The 26,226-nt window shown below is 36.1% G+C and carries 21 protein-coding genes and 2 tRNA genes; 16 read left to right on the forward strand and 7 right to left on the reverse strand.

Going from position 1 to position 26,226, the window contains the following annotated elements:
* The first annotated feature begins 146 nt into the window (after window positions 1-146).
* From IC610_RS06600 to IC610_RS06630, 7 genes are all read left to right on the forward strand, one after another.
* Window positions 147-617, forward strand: a complete 471-nt coding sequence (locus tag IC610_RS06600) for a DinB family protein (RefSeq protein WP_056081303.1) — start codon at window positions 147-149, stop codon at window positions 615-617.
* A 128-nt stretch (window positions 618-745) separates the two neighbouring features.
* Window positions 746-1,492 (forward strand): 23S rRNA (guanosine(2251)-2'-O)-methyltransferase RlmB, encoded by a 747-nt coding sequence (gene rlmB / locus IC610_RS06605; protein WP_191735758.1) that lies wholly within the window; start codon window positions 746-748, stop codon window positions 1,490-1,492.
* A 100-nt stretch (window positions 1,493-1,592) separates the two neighbouring features.
* A complete protein-coding gene (locus IC610_RS06610) occupies window positions 1,593-2,639 on the forward strand; it encodes a DUF6263 family protein (protein WP_191735759.1) in 1,047 nt (348 codons plus the stop codon).
* Window positions 2,640-2,660: 21 nt separating this feature from the next.
* Window positions 2,661-3,890 carry a hypothetical protein gene (locus tag IC610_RS06615; RefSeq protein ID WP_191735760.1) on the forward strand — a complete coding sequence of 410 codons (1,230 nt, stop codon included), beginning with the start codon at window positions 2,661-2,663 and terminating at the stop codon, window positions 3,888-3,890.
* 10 nt (window positions 3,891-3,900) lie between these two features.
* On the forward strand, window positions 3,901-4,119 hold the full coding sequence (locus IC610_RS06620) for a hypothetical protein (RefSeq protein WP_191735761.1): 219 nt from the start codon (window positions 3,901-3,903) through the stop codon (window positions 4,117-4,119).
* Between the two features lie 36 nt (window positions 4,120-4,155).
* The gene (locus tag IC610_RS06625; protein ID WP_191735762.1) at window positions 4,156-6,690 is read left to right on the forward strand and encodes a YfhO family protein; all 2,535 of its coding nucleotides are present in this window, start codon (window positions 4,156-4,158) and stop codon (window positions 6,688-6,690) included.
* 119 nt (window positions 6,691-6,809) lie between these two features.
* Complete coding sequence (locus tag IC610_RS06630; protein WP_191735763.1) at window positions 6,810-8,126, forward strand: glycosyltransferase family protein; 1,317 nt, start codon at window positions 6,810-6,812, stop codon at window positions 8,124-8,126.
* Window positions 8,127-8,345: 219 nt separating this feature from the next.
* Here the strand turns inward: IC610_RS06630 and IC610_RS06635 are convergent, their stop codons facing one another.
* The gene (locus tag IC610_RS06635; protein ID WP_191735764.1) at window positions 8,346-8,981 is read right to left on the reverse strand and encodes a hypothetical protein; all 636 of its coding nucleotides are present in this window, start codon (window positions 8,979-8,981) and stop codon (window positions 8,346-8,348) included.
* Between the two features lie 194 nt (window positions 8,982-9,175).
* Here IC610_RS06635 and IC610_RS06640 point away from each other — a divergent pair, with 194 nt between their 5' ends.
* Window positions 9,176-10,147 (forward strand): YpdA family putative bacillithiol disulfide reductase, encoded by a 972-nt coding sequence (locus tag IC610_RS06640; RefSeq protein WP_191735765.1) that lies wholly within the window; start codon window positions 9,176-9,178, stop codon window positions 10,145-10,147.
* A complete protein-coding gene (locus IC610_RS06645) occupies window positions 10,144-10,887 on the forward strand; it encodes a hypothetical protein (RefSeq protein WP_191735766.1) in 744 nt (247 codons plus the stop codon). Before IC610_RS06640 ends, IC610_RS06645 begins: the two co-directional genes overlap by 4 nt.
* Here IC610_RS06645 and IC610_RS06650 read toward each other — a convergent pair.
* The 5 genes from IC610_RS06650 to fbp form a co-directional block, all read right to left on the reverse strand.
* Window positions 10,884-12,914: a TonB-dependent receptor gene (locus IC610_RS06650; RefSeq protein ID WP_191735767.1), complete on the reverse strand. Its 2,031-nt coding sequence runs from the start codon at window positions 12,912-12,914 to the stop codon at window positions 10,884-10,886. The two genes, IC610_RS06645 and IC610_RS06650, sit on opposite strands and share 4 nt — an antisense overlap.
* Window positions 12,915-13,413: 499 nt before the next feature.
* Complete coding sequence (locus IC610_RS06655) at window positions 13,414-14,640, reverse strand: MFS transporter (protein ID WP_191735768.1); 1,227 nt, start codon at window positions 14,638-14,640, stop codon at window positions 13,414-13,416.
* Between the two features lie 237 nt (window positions 14,641-14,877).
* Entirely contained in the window at window positions 14,878-16,551 is a 1,674-nt protein-coding gene (locus IC610_RS06660; RefSeq protein WP_191735769.1) for a glutamine--tRNA ligase/YqeY domain fusion protein, read from the reverse strand.
* A 469-nt stretch (window positions 16,552-17,020) separates the two neighbouring features.
* Window positions 17,021-18,028: an o-succinylbenzoate synthase gene (locus IC610_RS06665; protein ID WP_191735770.1), complete on the reverse strand. Its 1,008-nt coding sequence runs from the start codon at window positions 18,026-18,028 to the stop codon at window positions 17,021-17,023.
* The gene (gene fbp, locus IC610_RS06670) at window positions 18,029-19,045 is read right to left on the reverse strand and encodes a class 1 fructose-bisphosphatase (protein WP_076452041.1); all 1,017 of its coding nucleotides are present in this window, start codon (window positions 19,043-19,045) and stop codon (window positions 18,029-18,031) included.
* A 321-nt stretch (window positions 19,046-19,366) separates the two neighbouring features.
* On the opposite strand from fbp, the gene IC610_RS06675 reads away from it, so the two are divergent.
* The 7 genes from IC610_RS06675 to IC610_RS06705 all read left to right on the forward strand — a co-directional run bounded on the left by IC610_RS06675 (window position 19,367) and on the right by IC610_RS06705 (window position 24,913).
* On the forward strand, window positions 19,367-20,605 hold the full coding sequence (locus IC610_RS06675; RefSeq protein WP_191735771.1) for an aspartate kinase: 1,239 nt from the start codon (window positions 19,367-19,369) through the stop codon (window positions 20,603-20,605).
* A gap of 22 nt (window positions 20,606-20,627) precedes the next feature.
* The gene (locus IC610_RS06680; protein ID WP_191735772.1) at window positions 20,628-22,469 is read left to right on the forward strand and encodes a lysophospholipid acyltransferase family protein; all 1,842 of its coding nucleotides are present in this window, start codon (window positions 20,628-20,630) and stop codon (window positions 22,467-22,469) included.
* 98 nt (window positions 22,470-22,567) lie between these two features.
* Window positions 22,568-22,640 (forward strand) — tRNA-Phe (locus IC610_RS06685).
* 58 nt (window positions 22,641-22,698) lie between these two features.
* Window positions 22,699-22,771, forward strand: a tRNA-Phe gene (locus tag IC610_RS06690).
* Between the two features lie 92 nt (window positions 22,772-22,863).
* A complete protein-coding gene (locus IC610_RS06695; RefSeq protein WP_191735773.1) occupies window positions 22,864-24,045 on the forward strand; it encodes a thioredoxin family protein in 1,182 nt (393 codons plus the stop codon).
* Window positions 24,046-24,050: 5 nt separating this feature from the next.
* Complete coding sequence (locus IC610_RS06700; protein WP_228462858.1) at window positions 24,051-24,704, forward strand: DUF3575 domain-containing protein; 654 nt, start codon at window positions 24,051-24,053, stop codon at window positions 24,702-24,704.
* A 2-nt stretch (window positions 24,705-24,706) separates the two neighbouring features.
* Entirely contained in the window at window positions 24,707-24,913 is a 207-nt protein-coding gene (locus tag IC610_RS06705; RefSeq protein ID WP_191735774.1) for a hypothetical protein, read from the forward strand.
* A 114-nt stretch (window positions 24,914-25,027) separates the two neighbouring features.
* On the opposite strand, the gene IC610_RS06710 is transcribed toward IC610_RS06705, so the two are convergent.
* Window positions 25,028-26,224 (reverse strand): exo-beta-N-acetylmuramidase NamZ family protein, encoded by a 1,197-nt coding sequence (locus IC610_RS06710; RefSeq protein ID WP_191735775.1) that lies wholly within the window; start codon window positions 26,222-26,224, stop codon window positions 25,028-25,030.
* Window positions 26,225-26,226 lie beyond the last annotated feature (2 nt).

The following is a 26,226-nucleotide window of genomic DNA, read 5'->3' on the forward strand; positions in this document are numbered from 1 at the left end:
TGCATTTGCCAACACAACAAATGCCATTATTGAGTTAAAGTTTGTTAAATCTAAAATAATTTGAGCATTAAAAAAGTTTAAACTGAAGCTTAAAATTGTCGCATCCACTTTATTAAACTATTTTTGGAGATTAAAAATTCTGTACGATGAATTATCATTTTCAGGCACACAGACAGGTGAGAAAAAACCTCCTTCACATCCTTCAGGAAACTTCACATGAAGACCTCCTGCTGATTCCGGATGGTTTCAACAATAATCTTTACTGGAATATTGCCCACACTGTCGCAACACAGCAGCTTCTGCATTACTACCTGAGCGGTAATCCGTTCAGAATAGACAAATATTGGGTAGAAACGTATAAAAAAGGAACACTCCCAAATCTGAATGTGCAAAAGTCTGAAGTTGAAGATCTTGAATTTCTTCTTACAGAAACTTCAAAAATATTAATGAAAGATTTTGATGCAGACCTTTTTTCAGATTACACTCCATATACCACAAGTTTTGGAATGGATTTAAAAAGCATTCAGGACGCCATCATCTTCAACAATATGCATGAATCACTGCACTATGGATACGCTTTGGCACAGAAGAGAGCTATTTTAGGAGAAAAAGATTAAAAGAAGAGCCAGGGAAAAAGTTAAAAGATCCAAGGCTGATTAAAAGATAACAATTAAGAAATTATGAGATTGCTTTGTTCCTCGCAATGACGATCTCAAATTTTAAATTTTAGATTTCAAATTAAAGAATGAACGACGATTTTATATTCGGGTTGCGTCCCGTACTGGAAGCTATAGAAGCAGGGAAAACGATAGACAAAATATTTGTACAAAATGCTTTGCAGGGAGAAATTTATGCTGAACTGAAAGCTGCTTTGGCAAAGAATAAAATCCGTCCCAACTACGTTCCGGTAGAAAAGCTGAACCGTTTTACAAGAAAAAACCATCAGGGAGTGGTGGCATTTATTTCGGATGTGCCTTTCCATAAGATTGAAAATATTATTCCTGAACTATTCGAGGAAGGGAAAACACCTTTCATTTTAATTCTGGACAGATTAACGGACGTAAGAAACTTCGGAGCGATCTGCAGAACTGCAGAATGTGTGGGAATTGATGCCATTGTAATCCCTGAAAAAGGAGGTGCACCGGTAAATTCTGATGCGATAAAAACTTCTGCAGGAGCATTGTACAATATCAAAATATGCAAAGAAAACAATCTGGCTCATGTGGTGGATTTCCTTCAGCAGAGCGGTGTTTCGGTTTTCGCGGCCAGTGAAAAAGCGCAAAAAATGATTTACGATGTTGACTTCACAGAACCGTGCGCCATCGTCATGGGTAACGAAGAAACCGGAATTTCTAAAGAAGTGCTGCATCACGCAGACGAAAAAATAAAATTGCCGATCGAAGGCAAAACCCAGTCACTCAACGTTTCTGTAGCTTGTGGTGCAATTCTGTACGAAGCTGTCAGACAGAAACACATTAAATCAAACCTTTAAATTTTTAATAAAATTCACGAAATCGCCTTCATTTGGAAGAACAAAAACCAATTAAAACAAAGCGATTATAAATGGTGAATTAACAACAATAAATATACTTATGAAAAATATAGCAGCTTTTGCATTACTGTCACTCGCATTGTTTTCGTGCAAAAAAGAAACCGCAACCATCACCAAAGTAGATCCTAAAACAGGAAAAACAATCACGGTGGAAGTGCCTGCAGATTCTATAAAAAAGGTGGAAGCCAACCCTGCAATCAAAGATTCTCTGGGTGTTTTTAAACAGACTTTCAAACTTAAAAAAGGAGAAACATATCCTCTTACAACCTATCAGAGAGATGTAAGAACGATGACCGATCCTTCAGGAAAAACCATTTCCGGAACCAGCGATTCTACAGATGAGATGAACTTTACTGTAAATGATGTGAAAGGCAATATTTACGATATCACCATCAATTTAATTTCAAAAAGAAGCTCACAGAATTCTCAGGGAAAAACAATTGCGGTTGATACAAAAGCTGAAGCTCCGAAAGAAGATCAGTTGAAAATGGTCTGGAACATCAACAAAGCTTTGGTAGGAAATAAACTTCAGATGAAAATGGATGATCACGGAAAAGTGATTTCCATAACAGGTTTTGAGCCTATCTACAAAAAAATTGCTGGTGTAGTTGCTAAAATTGTAAAAGATAAAACGCAGGAAACTGGTGTTGTGGAAAGCTTAAAACAAACCTTTAACGAGAAAGTTTTAAAGGAACAGTTCGAAAAAAATCTTTCTGTAATGCCTAAGAAAGGTGTAAAAATCGGTGAAAAATGGACCTTAACCGAAAGTGCTGATGATGCAGGAAAAGTAAAAGTTACCTCAAACTACCAATTAAAAAGTGTTGGAAACGGTATTGCAGAAATCTCTGTAACAGGCGGAATTCCGAAGAAAACTGAAAAGCAGAAACAAGGTGAGGTCACTCACAGCTTGAGCAGCGAACTTTCGCAGGACGGCGTGATCAAATTTGACCAGAATACAGGCTGGATCACGCACCAAAACATCAGCGTAAAAACCACTCAGGTAGAGACAATTGCCAATGCTAAGGAATCACAGTCGATGAAAAGTGTTTCTAATTCTACGGTGATGGTGAATCCTAGTGCGAAATAATAAATTTTAAAAACTTATATCATGAAAAATTTATTTTATGGGGCTCTTTTACTATTTTTTAATTATGGATCTGCTTTTGGGCAAATAGTATTTGAAAATGGATATTTCATAAATAATAAAGGAGAAAAAACAGAGGTTTTAATAAAAAACTACCAATGGAAAAACAGCCCTTCAGTAATAGAATATAAAAACGGAGAAAAAGAAAATACATTACAAATAAAAACTTCAGATCTACTAGAGTTTTCTGTTGGCGATCAAAAATATTTGATGGCAAATGTGATGATTGATCGTTCCTCAGTTAAAATTGAAGACATGTCTAATTCTAAAAGCTTTAATAGCAAGGAAGAAACTTTGCTATTAAAGCAGCTCGTAAAAGGTAAAATTAGTCTTTACAAGTATACAGATGGTTCTGTTGTCGGTTTTTTTTATAAAAAAGAAAATGATGACATTTTTAAGTCTTTGAATTACAAAGAGTATCTGGTTAATGGCAATTTAATTCAAAAAAACGAAGAATACAAAATCAAATTAGCTCAGGAATTTTCAGATAATGAAAAAGTGACACCACAGCAAATAAATAACTTACACTACAACGATGATAGTTTAGAAAAAATATTTAAAGTTTACAACAATATCAATAATGAGAAAAACCAGGCTGGTAAAAATTTTCATATTTATATCAAACCAAGTGTAGGGTTTTCACGATATGATATAGAACGTTCACAGACCCAGCTTTTCGGAACCTTAGATAGCAACTCGCCAGTATCATCACAAAAAACTAATTCAATGCTATACAGAATATCAGCTGAATTTGAATATGTTTTTAATTTTAACAAAGGAAAATGGGCAATTATTTCCGAACCTACTTTTCAGACAACTCAATTTAATGTAAGTAATTATCTTAATACAAACTTTGATGTAAAATATAGTTCTATACAGATACCAGTTGGTTTAAAACATAATATGTTTCTAAATAAAAAATCAAAAATTTACGTATCTGCATCATTATATTATCAATTCCTGTTAAATAAAGATATTTTCACAACAAATGACTCTTCTGCTTCAGGATTAGATACAGTTTCTCAATCATTTGCAATTGGATATAATTACGACAGATTTGGTGCTGAACTCAGATGGGGAGCAACTCCTAATTTTAAAACTTATTATGACGGTGCTTATTATGGATTATATTTTTATTCTCACAGTACGAGTATGGATGGATTTAATTTATCCCTATCCTATAAATTATTTTAAATAAAAAATCATGAAGTATATTCTTGAGATTGTACTTACCACAATTATCATTTTTTTCGTCTGGAATATTTTAAAAAAAATCTTTTTTAACAAATTTTATAAATATACAGGATTCAAACCTAAGGAAAGGACTCCGAAGCAAGAGACCAAAAACGCAAACATTGAGAAAAAAGTAAAATGGGATGCCGAAACGGTTGATTTTGAAGAGGTAAAAGAAAATAAAAAGTAATCATTTCAGATAACATAAAAGTTAATAACCATCAGCATGGCAAAAAATAAAAACTTAGTTTACATTGCAATTTCAATCGTTGCATTCTTGGTTTTGGCATTTTTATATTCAACGCCGGTACTTACCGGAAAGCAGCTTTTTCAGCATGACATCGTGCAGTATCGCGGAGGTGCAAAAGAACTCATCGATTACAGAGAAAGTTTCGACAAAGAAACCTACTGGAGCGACTCTATGTTTGGAGGAATGCCAACTTATCAGATGGGAAGTCGCTTTGAAGGCGACATCATCAAAAAAGTAGACAGCTACCTGAACATTTTGCCAAGACCTGTCAACTATATGTTTTTACTGTTCGCAGGATTTTTCCTGTTGGGAATGGTTGCCGTCCGAAACTGGAAATATGCGCTTCTCGGAGCCACATTTTTCGGGCTCTCCACTTATTTTTACATCATTATTGCGGCCGGACACAACGGGAAAGTAAATACAATAGAATATTTTGCACCACTCCTAGCCGGAATTCTTTTGGTTTATATTCGTAAAAAATACATCCTCGGATTCATTGTCACTACCCTGTTCTTCGGATTACAGGTCGCGGCAAACCACCCTCAGATGACTTATTATCTGTTTTTAGGACTTGGGTATTTATTTATTTCCGAGTTAATAAGAGCGTTAATGAAAATCGTTTCGATGAAACATTTCTTAATTTCTTCCGGAATAATAGCATTTTCATTAGCTATCGGAGTGGGAATGAACTCTCAGCGTATCATGGCAAATTCCGAATATATCAAAGAAACGGTAAGAGGAAAACAGATTTTAAATAGTGAAAATCATACCGCCGGAAACTCAGGAATGGATAAAGCAAGCATCCTGAACTGGAGCTATGGTAGATTAGAGACTTTAAACCTTTTCATCCCAAGATTGATGGGCGGTGGAAGTCAGCAGGGATTTTCAGATTCTTATCCCGATAAATTAAGAGAATCTTTAGCCTCTCAAATTAGTGACGAAAGTCAAATTGAAGAAGGCGTACAAAGTATTGTTCAGCAAACGACTCCTTATTGGGGAGATCAACCGGGAACTTCCGGACCAGCATATCAGGGAGCAGTTGTTTGTTTTCTTGCACTTTTAGGATTCTTTTTCGCACCCAACAAATATCGCTTTTGGATTTTGGGAGCCACAATGCTGTCAATACTTTTGGCTTGGGGAAGCAACTATATGGCGTTATCTGATTTCTTCATCGAATACATTCCGTTTTACAGTAAATTCAGAGCACCATCGTCTATTTTGGTCGTTGTGGAATTACTTTTTCCGCTCATCGCAATGATTGGTCTGTATAAATTTTTTAAAGATTCAAATTTAACTGAAGAGTACAAGAAGAAAATCCTGCTGTATGTAAGTGGCGGAACTTTAGGTTTAACCTTAATTCTCCTTCTTTTCGGAAAATCCTTATTAGGATTTACAAATGATTCTGAAAAGGAAATTCCGAATTTTATTTTGGATGTTATTATAGAAGACAGGGTGAAATTATTCAGAATTGATGCATTCAAAGCACTGATTTATGTTGGAATCACCGCAGTTGTATTATTTTTAGGTTTAAAACAGAAACTTAATCAAAACATCGCACTTTTAATTATCGGAGCGGTAAGTTTGTTTGATCTGTGGAGCGTTAACAGAAATTATCTGAATGATAAGAATTATGTTGATGCCATCTTCGCAGAAAATCCATTCCAGACAGAAGGCACAGATTACTTAGCCGAAAAAGTGGGCGACAATCCTAATTTACAGTCAATTTTGGCAAGTATACCTGTCAACAAAACATTGGAAACCATTGCTCAGAAAGACACGAAGCATTACAGAGTTTATAATCAGGTTTTAGGTGTAACCGGTGAAACTAATACTTCTTATTTCAGACCTTCTATCGGTGGGTATCATGCAGTGAGACTGAGAAGATATGATGATTTGATGAATGCCTACATCACGCAGCCAGACAGTGCAAAAACGCCAAAAATTCTGAATTTACTCAATACAAAATATATGATTTTTGGAAAACCTTCAGAACCGCAGGTTGTTCCGAATCCTAATGCCAACGGAAATGCGTGGTTTGTGAGTGACCTGAAATTTGCAAATAATCCAAACGAAGAAATCGCTTTGGTTGGTGAAATTGACAATAAAAAAACCGCTGTAATCAATGCGGAAGACAAAAAATATTTCGCCGGTAAAAATCTTCAGTCAGATTCTACGGCGACTATCAATTTGACAAGGTACGAGCCCAACGAACTTGAATTTAAATCATCTTCAAAAACGCCACAGCTGGCAGTTTTCTCTGAAGTATACTATCCTCACGGCTGGAAAGTTTCGGTTGACGGAAAGGACGTTGATTATGTGAAAGCTGATTATCTATTACGTGCTGTGCATGTTCCGGCGGGAGATCACAACATCAAAATGGTTTTCGAACCAAAAGTCATTGAAACCGGAAAATGGCTTTCATTGATCTGCTTCGCCCTGTTTATTTTGATAAGTGCCGCGGGAATTTATTTTGTTTACCGCAAAAGAGAAGAAGCTGCGAAAATAGCCTAAAGTCATTGTGCAGAGAAGCGGCAGTCTTGTCCTGTTATTCAGGAAAGAGTCCGTTAAATTTTTTAACTGTTGTTGAAAAACTGATTCTTCCGTCGCAATGATAATCTGCAAAATTTAGAATGGAATTAAAGAAAATCCTCATCATTACTTATTACTGGCCACCTGCAGGAGGTCCTGGCGTTCAGCGTTGGCTGAAGTTTGCTAAATATCTTCCCGAATTTGGCTGGAAACCCATCATTTATACTCCAGAAAATCCAAGTTATCCTTTGCTGGATGAAAGTTTGATGAAAGACGTTCCTGCAGATTTGGAAATCGTGAGAACAAAAATCTGGGAGCCTTATCAGCTGGCTGAAAAGCTCAATAAAAGCAATAAAAAATTTAAGGCCGGACAGTTTGATGTCGGTCAGAATCAAAGCTGGAAGTCTAAGCTTTCGATTTGGGTGAGAGGAAATTTTTTCATTCCCGATGCGAGAGTTTTTTGGGTAAAACCTTCTACACAGTTTCTGGAAAAATATCTTCAGGAAAATAAAATTGAAACAGTTGTAACAACCGGCCCGCCCCACTCGATGCATTTGATTGGTTTAAACTTAAAAAAGAAATTCCCCGAACTGAAATGGATTGCAGATTTCCGTGATCCCTGGACGGAAATTTCATACTACAAGCATTTAAAACTAACCAACAGATCAGATAAAAAACACCGTTTTCTGGAAAGTAAAGTTTTCAAAAACGCAGATATTACGCTGGCAACAAGCTACACAGATGCTGAAAACTTCCGAAAAAACGGAGCCAACGCATTCTGCATTACCAACGGCTTTGATGAAACAGACTCCAACACTCAAACCCTCCAACCCTCAAATCCTCAAACCCTAACACCCTCAAACCCTAAAACCAAATTCACCCTCAGCTACATCGGCGTTCTCGAGCAACTCAGAAATCCTGAAAATCTTTGGAATGCTTTAGACAATCTGGTGAAAACAAATGCAGATTTTGCAGAGAATTTCAGTTTAAAATTTGTCGGTAGAATTGATGATAAAATTTTAAATACAATTGAAAATTCAGGTTTGAAAAATCACATTTTTAATCTTGGTTATCTTTCTCACGATAAAGCGGTTTCAGAGATGTCAGATTCTGATCTTTTGCTGATGACCAATTTCCCAAATGAGTCATCAAAAGGCATTATCCCGGGGAAAATATTTGAGTATCTGGCTACCGGAAAACAGATTATTTCTTTTGGTCCCGATCATGCTGATGTAGCAAAAATTTTAGATGAAACGAAAGCCGGAAAGCATTTCAGCTACCATAATTCCAAAGAAATTGAAGATTTTATTCTGGAAAAATTTGAGTTGTGGAAAAACGGAAATCTTTCAGAAAACACACAGAATATTGAGCAGTTTTCCAGAAAAAATTTAACAAAACAACTTTCAGAATTACTCTGATTTGATGATTAAATTTAAAAAAGATTTCAATTAAAAAATAATAGTTTTACCAGCTCATCTCAGATGAAAATTAAAAAGCTGGCGTGCAATGAGTCAAACGCACGCCAGCTTTTTGGAAAAGCAAACCAGCTTTTTGAAAATTCAGGCGTGCTTTTTTAAATTGCTAGCCTGCATTTTTTTTTTAATTCTTGATGATTTTATTTACTGAGTTAATATGATCTAAATCGTCCATTCATCATTGATGACAGCAACTAAATAATATTTGCCTTCAAATTCTTCAAAGACGAACCGAAGTGCGTTCCAGTCCATTCCACTGCTTTTCTCTGAACCCGAAATATAATTTTCTGTAAAATTGGTGCTGGGATATATTTCTTTCAGATTATTGAGCGAATTTCCGTTTCCAAGAAATTTGTTGTAAGCATATTCTGACTTTGTGAAATCTTTTTTGAATACCCAGTTTTTCATATACTGATCGATGGTCGCTTTATAAATTTCTCCCGAACCGTCGCGTGATCCCCAGGTAAAAATCGTTTTAGTAGGATAATATTTCTCAAAATCTGCCCTTGAAAAATGTTTATCTTCAGTTTTATTCACAAACGCATACATAGAAAATCTAATTCCCTTCTGTGGGTGAATATATTTCGCAAAAACATCGTAAAAATTGACTTTCAAGGCTTGTAAGATCTCGTCGTTGGTTTTCTTTAATGCAACTTCCGTTGAAAATGATTCCTGTTTGGTTTCCGTTCTCTCATTGGATCTTTTAAGGTTGTCTGTTGACGCTGTCGGACTTCTGTCCTGCTTTTTATCACAGGCTAAAACTGCAAAAATAGTTAGTAGTGCAAAAACTTTTCTCATTGTAAAATTTTTAAAAAAAGTCCAAATGCAGTGCCAGTTTTGAGTTGGAGGGTTGGAGAGGTGGAGGGTATGAGAGTGGATGGATATGAGTGTTTGAGTTATTTTTTAAATCCATAGAGAATAAGTATTCCGGCAATTGCTATTTTCCCTGATTCTGTACTGTTTTTACTGGAGGCTTTTAGTATTTTTGATATATGGAAATTTTGGATATTCTCATTATCGGAGCCGGACCGATTGGCTTGAACTGTGCGCTTGAATCGAAAAAAAATAACCTGAATTATCTGATTATAGAAAAAGGAACAATTGTGAATTCTCTTTACAATTATCCTTTGTATATGAAGTTTTTTTCGACAGCTGATAAGCTTGAAATCGCAGAAATTCCTTTTATTTCAGCTGCTCCTAAACCTGGCAGACAGGAAGCTCTGGAATATTATCAGGGCATTGCAAGGCAGAAAAATCTGAAAATAAATTTATATGAAAAGGTTTTAAATGTATCTAAAAAGGACGGTGTATTTAAAATCGAGACTTCAAAATCAGAATATCTCGCAAAAAGTGTTATCATCTCAACCGGATTTTACGACATCCCAAACCTGATGAATATTCCCGGCGAAGATTTGCCAAAAGTAAAGCATTATTACACCGAACCCTACCCCTTTGCACAACAGAAAATTGTGGTTGTAGGTTCGAGCAATTCTTCAGTGGATGCCGCTTTGGAAACCTACAGAAAAGGTGCAGAAGTGACGATGATTATCCGCAACTCAGAAATTTCGGCTAACGTAAAATATTGGGTAAAACCGGATATTGAAAACCGGATTGCCGAGGGAAGTATTAAAGCTAATTTTAATGCTGAAATGATTGAGATTAAAAAAGATTCTGTCATTTTTAAAGATGAAAACGGAGATCATATTGAAATTGAAAATGACTTCGTTCTCGCCATGACAGGCTATCTTCCCGATTTTGACTTCCTGAAAAACTCCGGAATAGAATTGCAGGGCGACTGTTTAAATCCTCTTTACAATTCAGAAACGATGGAAACTAATGTTCCCAACCTGTATCTCGCAGGCGTAGTTTGTGGCGGAAAAGATACGCATCTTTGGTTTATAGAAAACTCCAGAATTCATGCGGAAATGATCATTACAGAAATTATAAAAAAAAACAATAAATGAAAAAAAATCTGTTTGTAGTATTTTTACTGTTAAGTTTCAACACTATACTGGCTTGTGACTGCTTGTATACACTACTGCCCAAAACTTATCATAAAGCCAACATCGTTGCAGAAATCACTGTTCTGAATATTTATGGTAATGACACTAAAGATAGAACTTACAAAGCTGAAGTGAAATTTGAAAAATTTTTTAAGGGTAAAACTGACAAAACAACGTTAAATCTCAGTGGAAATATTGGTAGGATCGATGGTTCTGCCTGTGATGTGGAGTTCAAAAAAGGTGAAAAATATATCATCTTTCTCAATCACGATAATGAAGAGATCTCATCCTGCACGCCTCATTATTTATTAAATAGGGATAATTCATATCACAGTAAGATCAGTGCCGCAGAAAATCTCTTTGCATATTTAAAAAATAATACGATACAAAATGACAATTTTATTTTTTACTTTGAAAAAAATAAAACAGGAAGATCAAGCATCTCAAAATTAAAAAACTTTAAGCCCAAAAATAACTTTGCTGTTTACGAAATAATTTTCACTGATAAAAATAGTATTGCGTCCGTAAATATCAAATCAGAATTTGGTGACAGAGATGATGTAATAGCAGAACTTATAAAGAAAAATATTTATCACCCCTTTGCAGCCAGTGAGGGTAAAAGAAGTTTGATCACGTTCGTTTATATACCTGAATACGTATCTATTAATTACAGAGATTACATTACATCAGAATTAAATTAAAGATCAACCTTCATTCCCAATACAAAATTCCTTTTTGCAGCAGGATTATAATATCGGTTTCCAAAGGCGTTGGTATCAAAACCTAAAACATAATCTTCATTGTACAGATTCTGAATCTGCAAATATAAATTCAGCCTTGTTTTCTCAAAATCAACCGGAAATCTGAACTGGATATTTCCTATTAAGTTGGGTTCTGACCAAACTGAATTGGCATCATTTAAAGCGATTTTTGAAGTATAAAAATGAGAATAATCGATGGAGAGTTTTTTGAAGAATGTAAAATTAAGCAGAGAATTAATCGTGGTTTGCGGAACTCCCGTCAGATCATTCCCTGAAAAATCATTTCCGTTCTGCTGGTAATTTTTAAATTTAAAATCATAAAAACTACCGGAAAATCTGAATTTAAAATTCGAGAAAAAATTATTTTTCAAGTCAAAATTTTTAGACTCCAAAAGCATTTCCAATCCTTTTTGAATGGTTTCTCCGGAATTAACAAAAAATTCCTGTCCGGCCTCGTTTTGCCTTCTTACAATCGCATCTTTCAAACGGAAATCAAAATAACCGGCTTCCACAAATATTGAATTTCCAAACTGTTTTCTGACGCCCGCTTCCTTATTCCATCCAAATTCCGGACTTAAATTCTGATTAAATTCCTGAGTCGAAGAACGTATTTCTTCACTGGTCGGAGCTGAATTTCCCTTTCCTATTTTTCCTCTTACCGAAAATCCTTTTCCAAGAAGATAAGTTACACCAAAATTGGGAAGCCATTGATTTTTAAAATGAATTTCACCTGTTTCCGTGCGTGGAAAAAGCCTTTCCCAATAATAGGAATTTGAATTTAAACTGACTGAAACGTCGGTAAATAATTTTTCATTAAGATTCAGTTTTTGTGAAAGAAAATAAAAGCCTGAAGTATTTTTCAGCTGATCAAAATTTTGTGGATTTCCTTCGAAACCTCTGTTGTTATCATAGTTTTTAATCAGAATATCATTGATTCCGCCTTCAAAACCAAAACGGTACGCCAAAGATATTTTGTTGAAGTTTGTCTCATAATTAAAATGCGTTCTCAGCGCAAAATTCTTTTCAAAACGGTTCTCAAAATTGGTGATAAAAGGATTTTCAAAATCCACATACGAGCCCTGAACCAGAACAAAATGTGAAAATTCCGGTGTAAACTGATATTCATTTGAAAGTCCGGCCAGAACCATTTTATTTCTAATGCCTGCATCCTGCTCGGAAGCCCCCGGTAGCGTCGCAGTTTTTGGTCTTGCCTGCTTTCTGTTGAGATTCATTTGCTCCAAAGTCAATCCTCCCGGCGTCTGATAATCGAGGTCGGAATACATCAGCATTCCTTTTAAAATTCCTTTTTTTGAGTACTGGAAATTATCTTTTATAAAAATCTGCTTTCTCTGAACTTTTGATTGTTCACGATATGAATCCGTTTGGTAATAATTCTGAAAAACCTCCAGAAAATGTTTTCCCTTCTGCTTAGAAAAATCAAAACTCTGGTTGAAAGTCCCATAGCTTCCCGTTGAAATGTTGGCTGAAAGATTATCGGAAGATTTTGTTTTTAACAGAATAGTTCCACCTGTAACCGCCCCGTAGTCGCCACTTTCCGGACCTTTATAAATCTCCATTCTGTCGGTTAATTCCGGAGAGATCACATTGAAATAAGTATTTCCTGAAGCGTCAGATAAAATAAAATCATCGAGATAAACTTTCACATTCCGTACTCCGAAAGGCGACCTTAAAGTACTTCCACGAAGAGAAATTCTGTAGCTTCCGGGTGATCTCTCTTCCATTCTTGCACCTGCAATCTGGTTGATGGATTCGAGCATTCTTTCTGGTGTATTCTGATTGAGTAGATTTTCTGAAATAACCGAAACCGATTTGGTGGAATTGATAAAAGCTGTCGGTTTTTTGTAGGCATCAATTTTCACTTCTGAAATTAAATTTGCAGAATCCCGTTTTTGAGAAAGTAAAAATGATGCAGTAAAAAAAGGAACGAGATAGTATATTTTTGCCATTGGGCAAGGGTAAGCAAAAATTGTACTGTTTATGCGTGAAATCTGCTTAGGAGTGGAAAGTTTGGTGAAGTTTTTAGGTTGAGGCTAAGGCTAAGGTTAAGGTTAAGGTTAAATTACGAGTAAGGATTAAAATAAGAGCTACCTATCTGATGATACAATTTTTTTTTAAGAAAAGCCTGCCAGGGTTCAGAACCCTGGCAGGGTTGAGAGGTTGAGCTGGATATCGTAAATATTTATTTTAGAAACCTGCGAGGTTTAGAGAAGTGATTGAAAAGTTCTTTTTGAAAAAAAAATGTTTTACGCTTACCCGTCTTTGCGTGAGGGATGTGGCGGGCGGCGACGAAGGAGCCGGTGCGCAGTGAGGTACGAACGTAGTACGGAAGCGAAGCGGACCCCAGAGCAGCCCGACCCGAAGTTTTGGCGGCTGGAAAAACCTCACAGGTTTTTAAAACCTGTGAGGTGAGCCTGGCAAGCGCAGGGGCACGCCCAAATTCAAAATTTACACCTTGTCTTTTTGCTCACCAATCATCCACGGAACGATGAAGTAAAAGGCGATCGCGATCAACGTGGCAACTGCTCCGGTACCAATCCAAAGCACTGTAAAACCCATTTTTTCTGCAATCAATGTTCCCAGATAAGGAGTTACTATGAATGCGATGGAAAAGGAAATCCCGTTCAGTCCCATGTACGCGCCTTTGTTGTTTTTTCCTGAGCGTAAAGCTGTAATTGTTGACATAAACGGCAGCGCCCAAATCTCTCCTACCGACAGTAAAGTCATTGAAATGATTAAGGTGATAATACTGTAATCAAAGCCGAGCATTGCATACGAAAGTCCGCAAATGAAGGTACCCAAAAACATAGTTCTGGCCAGGTTTAAATATTTTTCGGCAATCTGAACCAGTCCCATTTCGAGTAAAACGACAATAAATCCGCTGTAGCCCAAAAGATAACCGATGTTTTGCTGACTCAGTTTCGCTGTGTCTTTATAGAAGATCGTCAGTGTGCTGAATAACTGAAAGAAACATATCGCAAACAGCATACATAAAAAGCAGTAAACCAAAAATCTGCCATCACGATACGGCGAATTTTCTTTTTTAATTTCAACAGTTTCAGCTGTTTTTCTGGCTTTTAATTTTGCCAGCTTATTGCGTTTTCTGAAGAAAATAATGTATAAAATCCCTGCTGACAAAGCTGCTAATGCATTGGAATAGAACAAAAATTCATACGAGATAGCTGACAAAATTCCACCTAAAGCCGGACCGATAGAAAATCCTAGATTGACTGCCATTCGGTTGAGTGAAAATGCTCTGGTAATATTTTCCGGTCTCGCATATTTTGTAATTGCCACCGAGTTTGCCGGCCGGAAAGCATCACTTACAGTACTCTGCAGTAAAATAATTGCAGCCACACCTACTTCCGTTTTGAAAAGCGGAATTAAACAAAATAATGGCACACTCAATAATAAACTGAGATACTGCACTTTATATTCTCCGATTCTGTCTGTGATAAATCCACCAAGCCAGGAGCCTATTACAGAACCTATTCCGAAAAAGCTGAGCACAATTCCAGTATTTTCGATACTGAATTTGAGATGAGCCGTCATGTAAACGCCCAAAAACGGGAGCACCATCGAACCCGCACGGTTGATGAGCATTACCAGTGCAAGCATCCAGCTTTCCCGCGAGAGCCCTTTGAATGAGTTGGTGTATAGATTGATGAGTTTCATGATGTCTTATGATTGATGAATGATGTGTGATGATTGATGTTTGATAGGATTTCATCCTGTGCTTTGTAGGTCGTCCCATTGGGACTATTTTGCTTTTTAAAAATTCAATCCACTGCTATTGTTCACAAATGATGCTGTAAAAATTCGCGTAAACGTCGTATTTTCTTTAATTACTGTTCAAAAAAAACAGGGCTTAAAAAATTAAGCCCTGTTCATTTATATGATATAAATAAATTTTTACTCTGGCTTATAAGAGTCTTTTAAAGTCACGGTTCTGTTGAATACAAAATTTGTATCTGTGGAATCCTGATCTTTCGTAAAATACCCAATTCTCTGGAATTGAAGCGGTTCGCCCACTGCAACATCCTTTAAACCCGGCTCTCCAAATCCCTGAATAATATTGACAGACTCAGGATTGATGAAATTTAAGAAATCCACATCTTTCTCAGCATCAGGCTGTTCTACTGTAAATAATTTCTCGTAATTTCTCACTTCCACAGGAATCGCATGCTTTGCAGACACCCAGTGAATGGTTCCTTTTACTTTTCTTAAACTCTCTTCTGTTCCGCTTCCTGATTTGGATTTTTCGTCGTATGTAGCGTAAATAATGGTGATTTCCCCGTTTTCGTCCTTTTCTACCCTTTCACCTTTAATGATGTAAGCAGATTTTAAACGGACTTCTCCGCCCAGTTTCAGTCTGAAGAATTTGTTTCCAGCTTCTTCCTTGAAATCTTCACGCTCAATGTACAATTCTCTTGAGAACGGAATTTGTCTTGTCCCTGCATTTTCCTGCTCATTATTGTTTTCCGTTTCAAGCAATTCTTCCTGTCCTTCAGGATAGTTTTCAATGATCAATTTTACAGGATCTACAACCGCCATTACACGTTTCGCGACTTTATTCAAATCTTCACGGACGCAGAAATCCAATAACTGAATTTCAATTAAATTTTCTCTTTTGGCAACACCTACTTTATCAATAAAATTCCTGATAGCATTAGCTGTAAAGCCTTTTCTGCGCATTCCGGAAATGGTAGGCATTCTCGGGTCATCCCAACCATTAACTGCTTTTTCTGAGATTAATCTCTGCAGTTTTCTTTTGGACGTAATCATGTAGGAAACGTTCATTCTTGCAAATTCTCTCTGCTTGTTCTTCACTTTTCCCTCTTCGTAAACCTGATCCAAATACCAGTTGTACAGTGGTCTGTGATTTTCAAACTCCAGAGAACACAGTGAGTGTGAGATTTGCTCGATATAATCGGATTCACCGTGCGCCCAGTCGTACATTGGATAAATTTTCCAGGTTGTTCCGGTTCTGTGGTGAGGCCTTTTTAAAATTCTGTACATTACAGGATCACGCATGTTCATATTCGGCGAAATCATATCGATTTTTGCACGCAGTGACATTGAACCTTCCTCAAACTCACCGTTTTTCATTCTTTCGAATAAATCTAAAGATTCATCAGTCGGACGGTTTCTGTATGGAGATTCCACTCCCGGTTCTGTTGGATTTTTTCTCTGCTCGGTAATCAGTTCAGATGGCTGCTCATCAACATAGGCTTTTCCTTCTTTAATCAACTGAACTGCCCAGTCGTAAAGCTGCTGGAAGTAATCGGAGGCGTACAATTCTTTATCCCATTTGAAACCTAGCCATTCAACGTCTTTTTTGATTGAATCTACGTATTCCTGCTCTTCTTTTTCAGGATTCGTATCGTCGAAACGAAGGTTTACGGGAGCATTGTATTTTTCACCCAGACCAAAGTTGATGCAGATCGCTTTTGTATGACCTACATGCAGATAACCGTTTGGTTCAGGCGGAAAACGGAAACGGATCTCATCTCTTTTGAGTCCGTTTGCCAAATCATCTTCGATAATTTGCTCAATAAAATTGAGTGATTTTTTTTCTTCTTCCATTAAAATTCGCTTTAAAATGTCGTATTCACCGACAATCTGCAAATTTAGGAAAATTTAAGGTTTAAAAAAAAGATAATTTGTTGATGAATTAATATCAATTTAGAAATAAATGACGAACTTTAATGTGGAAAAAAAGCTATCCGAAAACTTTTAATTAAATCTGATTTTCAAAGATTAAAGTTGTACTGTACTGTTGATTATCAAATTCATATCTGGTAACCAGACTTTAAAAAATTTAAAATCAAAGAATTGAATTTTCTCAAAACTTTGATAAATGCTCAAATCGACATTATTTTATTAAAAATATTTGAATAAGAATATTTTTTAATTTTGCATTTGGCATATATTTTGTTAACTTCGCAATCCCCCAACACTATCAAAATGAAAACGATGAAGAGAAAGTTTACTACCTTTTTAAATTACCTTAAACGAGCAATTTTTGCTGAAGATGTAGTTTAAAAACATTGATTTACTTTACACCAAAATAAAGCTTATCTCCTTCCAGATTGAGATGACTTTCAAAATTATTTGTAAATAACCCTCCCGTACCTAAACCCTGAGGCATTCTATTATTTTTTGTAAATGTATATTGTGCGATAGCATTTAAGCCGATATTGCTTTCTAACGCGGAAGTGATCCACCATCCTATTTTTTGCTCTTCAGCGAGACAAATCCACTCATCACATCCGGAAAAGCCTCCTACTAATGCCGGTTTCAGAATAATGTATTGAGGTTCTATTTTTTCTAAAAGCTTTTTCTTCTCAGAAAATCCGGTTATTCCTATAAGCTCTTCGTCTAGTGCAATAGGTGTTGCGGTATCGGCACAAAGTTCAGTCATATCGTCACAATTTCCAGCTTTAATGGGTTGCTCAATCGAATGAATGTTTAAATCTGAAAGTTGTTTAAGAACAATTTCAGCCTGATCTTTGCTAAATCCACCGTTGGCATCAACGCGAAGTTCTAATTGATCTTTTGAAAATTTCTGTCTTAATTTTTTTAGAATTTCATGTTCAGAATTCCAGTCGACGCCTATTTTTAACTTGATACAGTGAAATCCCTGTTCAAGTTTATCCTGAATCTGTTCTTCCATGAAACTGATGTCTCCCATCCAAATCAAACCATTAATTAAAATTGGGTTTTTTCCTTCTGTAAATTCACTTGGAAAATAAAGATTTCCACCGTTCCTTAAATTTAAAACTGCCTGTTCATAACCAAACCAAATCGACGGAAATTCTTTTAACTCTTCCTCTAAATATTGAGGTTCGTGATTGATATTTTCACAAAGCCATTTCAGTTTTTCTTCATAATCAGGTCTGTCATCAAAGCTTAATCCTCTGAAAACAGCACACTCGCCCACTCCTTTTTTATCATCCTGAAAAACTTCCAGAATGAAAGTCTCTTTTTCAAGCAAAACGCCTCGAGAGGTTCCTCCCGGGCGTTTGAATTCTAAAAGATATTTAAAATATTTTGCTGTCATTTATTTTACGCTGTCAATTCGCATAAATTCTTCTGCTTTTTCAACCATATCGATGCTTCCTGCAAAAAACGGAATTCTCTGGTGCAATTCTGTAGGCTCAACTTCCATGATTCTTCTGAAACCATCTGTTGCTTTTCCACCGGCTTGCTCAGCCAAAAACGCCATCGGATTACATTCATAAAGCAACCTCAATTTTCCGTTCGGTGACTGACCGTAAGATGGATAAATGTAAATTCCGCCTTTCAGCATATTTCTGTGAAAATCAGCAACTAAAGAACCGATATATCTTGAAGTGTAAGGACGGTCGCCTTCTTCCATCTGACAGTATTTAAGGTAATTTTTCACACCCTGAGGAAATTTAATATAATTCCCTTCGTTGATGGAGTAAATTTTCCCTGTTTTCGGAAATGTCATGTTTGGATGAGAAAGATAATATGTACCTAAAGAGGGATCGAGTGTAAAACCGTTTACACCGTTTCCGGTAGTGTACACAATCATTGTTGAAGATCCATAGATCACGTATCCAGCTGCGATCTGATTAATTCCTTTCTGTAAGAAATCTTCAAGCTGAACGGGAGTTCCGGGCTCTGTAACCCTTCTGTAAATAGAAAAAATTGTTCCTACAGAAACATTGACGTCAATATTTGAAGAACCGTCCAAAGGATCAATTAAAACAACATATTTGCTTAAGTGACCATTTTCACCGCATTTAATATCGATAAAATCGTCATTTTCTTCTGATGCAATTCCGCAGACAACTTCTCTCTGAGAAAGTGCTGTGATGAAAATATCGTTGGCAATAACATCCAGTTTCTGCTGCTCCTCACCCTGAATATTCTGATTTCCTGCGGCACCTGTGATATCAACAATTCCGGCCTTATTTACTTCTCTGTTTACTACTTTGGAGGCAAGCCTGATTGCACTTAATAGACGCGAAAATTCTCCTGTAGAATACTGAAAATCTTCTTGTTTATCAATAAGAAATTCTCCCAATGTCTGTAATGACTGCTCTGACATAATTTTATTTGCTAAAACGGTTTTGCCAAATATCGGGAATTTTACAGTATATATAAAGTAAATGTTAATAATTTAATTCTGGATTGACTATCAGTGGCTTAACTTCGGAAACATTGTTAAAATGCAGTGTATTTTATTAAAATTAAATTAAAAAGTTTACCAAAAACTGATCTTACTCTGTGATTATGTGAATTTTAAACAGGAAAACTGAAATCACCGCCATTAGAGAAGCCCTTTCATATATCGTTGTAAATTTATAATTTTGAGCTCCGAAAAAAAACCGAATGATTTATATCTAACAATTTTATTCTTAACAATTTAATGAAAATTTTCAAGTTTGGTGGTGCATCAGTGAAAGATGCAGAAGGTGTAAAAAATGTGTCTGCAGTATTGGAAAGCCAGGGGTTTTCTAAATGTCTGCTTGTAATCTCAGCAATGGGAAAAACAACGAATGAACTGGAGAAAGTTGTAGAACTTTACTTCAAGAAAGACAACTACCAAGCCGAAATTGAGAAGATTAAACGAAAACACATTGAGATAGCAAATGGTCTTTTCCCTGAAGATCATGCTGTTTTTGCAGAAATCAATCTGTTTTTTGATGACATTGATTCATTTTTAAGAAGAAATAAATCTCCAAACTACAATTTTGTGTACGATCAGGTAGTGAGTTGTGGTGAGATGATTTCTACTAAAATTGTAAGCGAATATTTAAACGAAATTCAGTTTATTAACCAATGGCTTGACGCCAGAGATTATGTGCAGACAGACAATTCCTATCGTGAAGGTACTGTAGACTGGGCAAAAACGGAGGAATTTATTTCAAATTTAAATAAAGAAATCTGCTACGTGACGCAGGGTTTCATTGGATCAGACGACAACAATTTTACGGTAACTTTGGGAAGAGAAGGCTCAGATTATTCTGCTGCGATTTTCGCTTATTGTCTTAATGCTGATGCCATGACCATTTGGAAAGACGTTCCTGGAGTGATGACCGGAGATCCCAGAAAATTTAATGATGTAACTTTGCTTTCCAATATTTCTTACGAAGAAGCCATTGAAATGGCCTATTACGGAGCGAGTGTAATTCACCCTAAAACTTTGCAGCCACTTCAGCAAAAAAACATTCCTTTTTATGTAAAATCATTTGTAGATCCTACAAAACCAGGAACTAAAGTTGGTGCTTCAGATAAAAACCAAAACGAAGAATCCTATATTTTAAAAGAAGAACAAACGTTGCTCAAAATCTCTACCAGAGACTTCTCTTTCATTGCGGAAGATCACATGAGTCAGGTTTTTGCATTTTTGGCTAAATATAAAATTAAAGTTTCTTTGATGCAGAATTCAGCAATTTCATTAGCTTTATGTCTCGAAGACAAATTCTTGAAAGCAGATGATCTGAATGCTGAACTGCAAAAAGAATTTAAAACAGAACTGATAAAAAATGTATCTTTATTTACCGTAAGACACGCCAAAAAAGAAAACATTGATCAGTTTTACCAGCAGAAAAATGTGCTTTTGGAACAGATTTCCAAAAATACGCTTCAGATGGTAACACAATAAAACTAATTGCGACTAAAAAAACATGAGTTTAATATCGAAAAACGATCTTATAAAAGCTTCCGGACTTGGGCGGCTGGGTTTTCTGAAAAACCCTGTGGCTGCTGCCGTGATGAGTCTTACAAAAATCAACGAGGTCAATACACTTTATGACAAACTAAAAGATAAAAAAGACAAAGATTTTTTCGATTCTTTCGTGAAGGAAAGAAATTTAAGCTACATCGTTTTTGAAGAAGATCTTGCAAAAGTACCTAAAACAGGCCCTTTTATATTGGTTTCAAATCATCCGCTTGGTGCGATTGACGGTATTCTGATGTGTAAAATTCTGTCGGAAATCCGTCCCGATTTTAAAGTGATGGGGAATTTTCTTCTGGAAAAAATTGAGCCGATGGAGCCTTATGTAATTCCTGTAAACCCTTTTGAAAAGAGAAAAAGTGCCTACAGCAGCTCTTCAGGAATGCGGGGAACTTTGAAACATCTGGAAAATGGAGGTTGTGTAGGAATTTTCCCTGCTGGCGAAGTTTCAAATAAAAACAATCCTTACGGAGAAATTTTAGATAAAGAATGGGAAATACCGGCACTGAAGCTTATCAAAATGGCTAAAGTACCGGTGGTTCCGATGTATTTTCATGCGAAAAACAGCCGGATGTTTTATCAGGTGGCAAAAATGCACCCCAATCTGCAGACTATTATGCTTCCGTCTGAAATGATGAAAGACAGAGAAGATCCTATCAGAATAAGAATTGGAAGACCCATTACTGTAAAAGTACTGGATGACAGCGAAAATATTGAGGAATTAGGTGAATTCTTAAGACGTAAAGTCTATATGATGAAGTCTTATTATGAAAAGAGAAAATCGCTGGCACAAGCTATCAATCTTAAAAATCTTTCATTAAAATTTCCTCTTCTGAGAGAAGAAAACATCGTGCAGAATATCATCGATGAAACTCCCAAAGAAGATCTTATAAAAGATATTTCTAAACTGAGAGGAACCGATAAAATGCTCTTCAGCAATGGGAATTACGAGATTTACTTTACCCCTTATGAAGAAATCCCTTCTGTAATGAGGGAAATCGGTAGACAGCGGGAATTGACATTCCGTGCGGTGGGAGAAGGCAGTAATTTACCTTTTGATCTTGATGAGTACGACAAACATTATCATCATCTGTTTCTATGGGACAATGCTGCAGAGAAACTTGCCGGAGCTTACCGTATGGCTTTGGGGAAAGATGTGATGAAAAAATTCGGAATCAAAGGCTTTTATACAAGTTCTTTATTTGAATTTGAACAGGATATTCATCCGTTTTTCAAAAAAGTGATTGAAATGGGACGTGCTTACATCTGTGAAGAATATCAGCAGAAACCACTTCCCCTTTTCCTTTTATGGAGAGGAATTGTGCATGTTTGCCTTAGAAATCCTGATCATAAATTTTTGATGGGAGGTGTGAGTATTTCAAATAAATTTTCTGAGTTTTCAAAATCTCTGATGATTGAATTTATGCGTTCAAATTATTATGATTCTGCTGTCGCTCAATATATTACACCTAGAAATGACTTTAAGGTAAAATTGAAAGATCGTGATAAACATCTCTTTTTAAATGAAATGGAATCTGATCTGAATAAATTAGACAAAATTATCGACGACCTTGAGCCAGAACTGAGAATGCCTGTTTTAATTAAAAAATACATTAAGCAAAACGCAAAAGTGATCGCCTTTAATGTTGACCCCAATTTCAATGATGCGATTGACGGCCTGATGTATATCAGAATCAGCGACCTTCCGGAAAGCACCATAAAACCTGTATTGGAAGAGATGAGCGAGCAAATAAGACGGGAGCAGGAAAATAATCAAACTGAAAATCAATAGGTTTTTAAGATTTATTAAAAAAAACAGAATTAATATTTGCATCATATACCAAAACTTCCTACTTTTGCATCACTTTAAAACAACGAAGTAATAAGAATGGTTTCTTAGCTCAGTTGGTAGAGCAATGGATTGAAAATCCATGTGTCCCTGGTTCGATTCCTGGAGAAACCACAAAAAACCGCCTCACCAAAGGCGGTTTTTTCTTCCAAACTTTAAAGTACAAAATTTAGGTTTCTTAGCTCAGTTGGTAGAGCAATGGATTGAAAATCCATGTGTCCCTGGTTCGATTCCTGGAGAAACCACTTCAACCACACTTTTCGAAGGGTGGTTTTTTTGTTTTCAGAACGTTTGGGATTTTTTAATTATCTTCGCTTGTTCAATTTTTAAATTAAAAATGAAAAACTTAGTTACGACATTCTTCATTCTCATATTCTCATTCACCTTCGCTCAGGAAGAAGGAATTAAATTTGACCAAAGCTCATTTAAAGATCTTCTTGCCAAAGCTAAAAAAGAAAAAAAGCTTGTGTTTATCGACGCTTACGCAGTTTGGTGTGGTCCCTGCAAGATGATGGACAGAAATGTATTCACCCAAAAATCAGTTGGAGATTATTTCAATAAAAGCTTCATCAGTTCCAGAATTGATATGGAAAAAGGTGAAGGCCGCGAGATTGCACAGAAATTTTCGGTACGCTCCTATCCTACCTATCTTTTTCTGAATGGAGATGGTGAAATGGTTTCCCAAAACTATGGCTACATGGAACCAGGTCTTTTCCTTTCGATGGCGCAGGATGTCAACGCTGGAAATTCTAAAGGCGGATCTTTGAAAGACCGTTTTGCAAAAGGCGAAAGCAGTCCTGAGTTTTTGATGAACATTATGAAACTGAACTCAACGTCAGATTTTGATTTTGCAAAGAAAGCTTCCGAAAAGTATTTTGCTAAGAAAAAAACCAATGAACCTTTAACAAAAGAGGAAGCAGGTTTTTTATTCTTTTTTATTAAATCTTCCAAAGATGCCAACTTTAAATATCTGGTGGATAAAAAATCAGAGATCATTCAGTTTTTGCCTGAAGAGAGTTATAATGAATACAAAAATCAGATTCTGCTTGCTGACATCATGGAAACTGCGATCGATACTAAAAACAACAGAGTTGATGATGCAAAATTTATGGCCACAGCAGAACCTTTGGTTGGAAAAGAAGTAGCTACAAAAAAACTTAACCAAATAAAGCTTGGTTTCTACGAGCAAAATGCCAATTATGCAGAGTACGAAAAAGTTGCTTTGGAATATTATAAAAACTCAGACCTTTTTGAGGCAAATGAAACTTTAAAAGCAGCATGGATTTTTGCTGAACACGTAAAAGACAAAACATCACTGAAGAAAGCTGCAGAATGGGCAGAGAAATCTGTTATGCGTGGTGAAACCGCTGAGAACACTTACATTTTAGCAAAAATATATTTCATGATGGACAATAAAAATCTTGCTAAAAGTTTTGCTGAAATGTCTAACAGTCTTGCAAAACAGACAGGAAAAGACGCTGCCTTATCTGAAGAATTATTGAATCAAATAAAAAAATAAAAGCTTTGAAGAATATTTTACTTGCTATCGTTACATTAGCCACTTTTACAGGGTTGAAGGCTCAACAGAATGAGGTAACCACTACAGAAACCATGTCTCAGAATGAAAATTCAGATAAAGGATTGAGACTGAAAGGCAATGCTCTTTTTTTACCTGTTGGTATCGTAAATGTGGCGGGCGAATTTCAGTTAAGCAAAAAAATCACCATGCAGGGCGATGTATTTATTTCACCGTGGAAATCTTTTTCAGGTCATGAATTTCAGTATTATTCTGCATCTGTGGAAGGAAGATATTATTTTAAGGAAGCTTTTAACGGATTTTATTTGGGCGCCAACGTTGCAGCTTCGACGTATACTTTACAAAAATGGAATTACTGGAAAGATGAGCCGTACTACAATGAAAAGAATGAAGTTTTTACAAAATCAGATTTATATCAGAAAGGCCATTCTTATCTTTTGGGAATCACAGCCGGATACCAGTTCAGACTCTCTGAAAAATGGTTTATGGACATCTACGGAACCGTGGGAAGTTCACAGGATTTCTATAAAGGTTACGAAAGAGGAACGGGAAAAAGATATGACGATGCTGTAGGATTCAACAAAAGCAGTGAAATTCTTCCTTACAGAGGAGGAATTATGATTGCCTATAAATTCAAATAATTATGAAACTTTTCGGAAGAAACCATATTATAATTATGGCAATCACTTTTGCCATTCTTTTCGCCATGAATTACATTGGAAACAACCAGCCCGACAAGCTTGAAAGAGCTCTGTTGACGGCAGGCTGTGGTATTGTTGGTCTGACCATCGGACTTATCATTTACAACAGAGGTAAGAATGACAACAGTCCGCCACAGAACTTTGATTAATCAAATGAATATAAATTGAATTAAAATTCGTTTTATAAAATATATAAAAAAATCGTCGGAGCCATTGACTCCGACGATTTTTTTGTTGCTGTAATACTTGTAAATATTTACTGTTTAATTTTCATACAGAACATATTTTGCTCTGATTTTCTTAAATTTTTCGAGGTCAGACTGCCATGAAGCTTTGATTTCTTTTTCAGATTTCCCTGCAATGATCTGCTTTCTCAGCTCATCACTTCCAGCCAATTTATCAAAGAATAAATTTTTGAGAAAAAAATCCTGTTGAGGATTTTTATAATTTTTGTGCGCTTTTAAAAGCCATTCAAGATTCAATTCTCTTAAATCGTTTCTGTAATTTGAAAGATCTTCTCCGTAGCACAATTGTCCGTTTAAAAAAGGATCTTTTGCCCCGCTCGTAGGTTTTGGAGTAAATTGATAAGGCAGATTTTTCGTCCAAGGTGAACCGTAAATCTGAAAAGGCGAAGCGGTTCCACGTCCCACAGAAACCTGAGTTCCTTCAAAAAAACAAAGACTTGGATACAGGTTGATTGATTTGTCGTTGGGTAAATTTGGAGATGGTTTATCAGAAATTGAATATCTTTTTTTCTTGTAATAATTCTGCATTTTTACTAAAGAATATTTTGCCTGAACCCCATTTTTAAGCCACTTCTCACCGTTTACCATTTTGCCGTACTCTCCAATCGTTAAACCGTAAACCACAGGAACTTCGTGCATTCCTACAAAACTTTCCCATTTCTTTTTCAAAACCGGACCGTCGACGTAGCCGTCATGCGGATTGGGTCTGTCGAGAACGATTACTTCAACGTTATTTTCAGCGCAGGCTTCCATTACGTAAGTTAAAGATGAAATATAGGTATAAAATCTGACGCCAACATCCTGAATATCAAAAAGAACAATATCAATACCTTTTAACTGTTCAGGTTTGGGCTTTTTATTTGGCCCGTAAAGTGAAACAATGGCAATTCCTGTTTTTACATCTACACCGTTTTTTACCTTCTCACCGGCATCGGCATCACCTCTGAAGCCATGTTCAGGAGCAAAGATTGATTTAATTTTAATATTATTTTTAACCAGATAGTCCACCAAATGGGTTTTATCTTTCAGCAATCCGGTTTGGTTGGTTACGATGGCGATGGTTTTATCTTTCAGCATCGGCAGATACAGTTCCGGCTGATCTGCACCTGTTTTAAATGTATTCTGATCTTTACCCTGTGCAAAACCCTGACTGAATGTTCCTAAAAAAATTAGGCACATAAGAAGTAAATCTTTAATTTTGAAATCTAAATTCATAA

Source organism: Chryseobacterium caseinilyticum (genome assembly GCF_014837145.1).
Classification (GTDB): domain Bacteria; phylum Bacteroidota; class Bacteroidia; order Flavobacteriales; family Weeksellaceae; genus Chryseobacterium; species Chryseobacterium caseinilyticum.

Coding starts and splice junctions, on each gene's coding strand:
- IC610_RS06600 (WP_056081303.1), top strand. CDS start 147: ATGAATTATCATTTTCAGGCACACAGACAGGTGAGAAAAAACCTCCTT.
- rlmB (WP_191735758.1), top strand. CDS start 746: ATGAACGACGATTTTATATTCGGGTTGCGTCCCGTACTGGAAGCTATA.
- IC610_RS06610 (WP_191735759.1), top strand. CDS start 1,593: ATGAAAAATATAGCAGCTTTTGCATTACTGTCACTCGCATTGTTTTCG.
- IC610_RS06615 (WP_191735760.1), top strand. CDS start 2,661: ATGAAAAATTTATTTTATGGGGCTCTTTTACTATTTTTTAATTATGGA.
- IC610_RS06620 (WP_191735761.1), top strand. CDS start 3,901: ATGAAGTATATTCTTGAGATTGTACTTACCACAATTATCATTTTTTTC.
- IC610_RS06625 (WP_191735762.1), top strand. CDS start 4,156: ATGGCAAAAAATAAAAACTTAGTTTACATTGCAATTTCAATCGTTGCA.
- IC610_RS06630 (WP_191735763.1), top strand. CDS start 6,810: ATGGAATTAAAGAAAATCCTCATCATTACTTATTACTGGCCACCTGCA.
- IC610_RS06635 (WP_191735764.1), bottom strand. CDS start 8,981: ATGAGAAAAGTTTTTGCACTACTAACTATTTTTGCAGTTTTAGCCTGT.
- IC610_RS06640 (WP_191735765.1), top strand. CDS start 9,176: ATGGAAATTTTGGATATTCTCATTATCGGAGCCGGACCGATTGGCTTG.
- IC610_RS06645 (WP_191735766.1), top strand. CDS start 10,144: ATGAAAAAAAATCTGTTTGTAGTATTTTTACTGTTAAGTTTCAACACT.
- IC610_RS06650 (WP_191735767.1), bottom strand. CDS start 12,914: ATGGCAAAAATATACTATCTCGTTCCTTTTTTTACTGCATCATTTTTA.
- IC610_RS06655 (WP_191735768.1), bottom strand. CDS start 14,640: ATGAAACTCATCAATCTATACACCAACTCATTCAAAGGGCTCTCGCGG.
- IC610_RS06660 (WP_191735769.1), bottom strand. CDS start 16,551: ATGGAAGAAGAAAAAAAATCACTCAATTTTATTGAGCAAATTATCGAA.
- IC610_RS06665 (WP_191735770.1), bottom strand. CDS start 18,028: ATGACAGCAAAATATTTTAAATATCTTTTAGAATTCAAACGCCCGGGA.
- fbp (WP_076452041.1), bottom strand. CDS start 19,045: ATGTCAGAGCAGTCATTACAGACATTGGGAGAATTTCTTATTGATAAA.
- IC610_RS06675 (WP_191735771.1), top strand. CDS start 19,367: ATGAAAATTTTCAAGTTTGGTGGTGCATCAGTGAAAGATGCAGAAGGT.
- IC610_RS06680 (WP_191735772.1), top strand. CDS start 20,628: ATGAGTTTAATATCGAAAAACGATCTTATAAAAGCTTCCGGACTTGGG.
- IC610_RS06695 (WP_191735773.1), top strand. CDS start 22,864: ATGAAAAACTTAGTTACGACATTCTTCATTCTCATATTCTCATTCACC.
- IC610_RS06705 (WP_191735774.1), top strand. CDS start 24,707: ATGAAACTTTTCGGAAGAAACCATATTATAATTATGGCAATCACTTTT.
- IC610_RS06710 (WP_191735775.1), bottom strand. CDS start 26,224: ATGAATTTAGATTTCAAAATTAAAGATTTACTTCTTATGTGCCTAATT.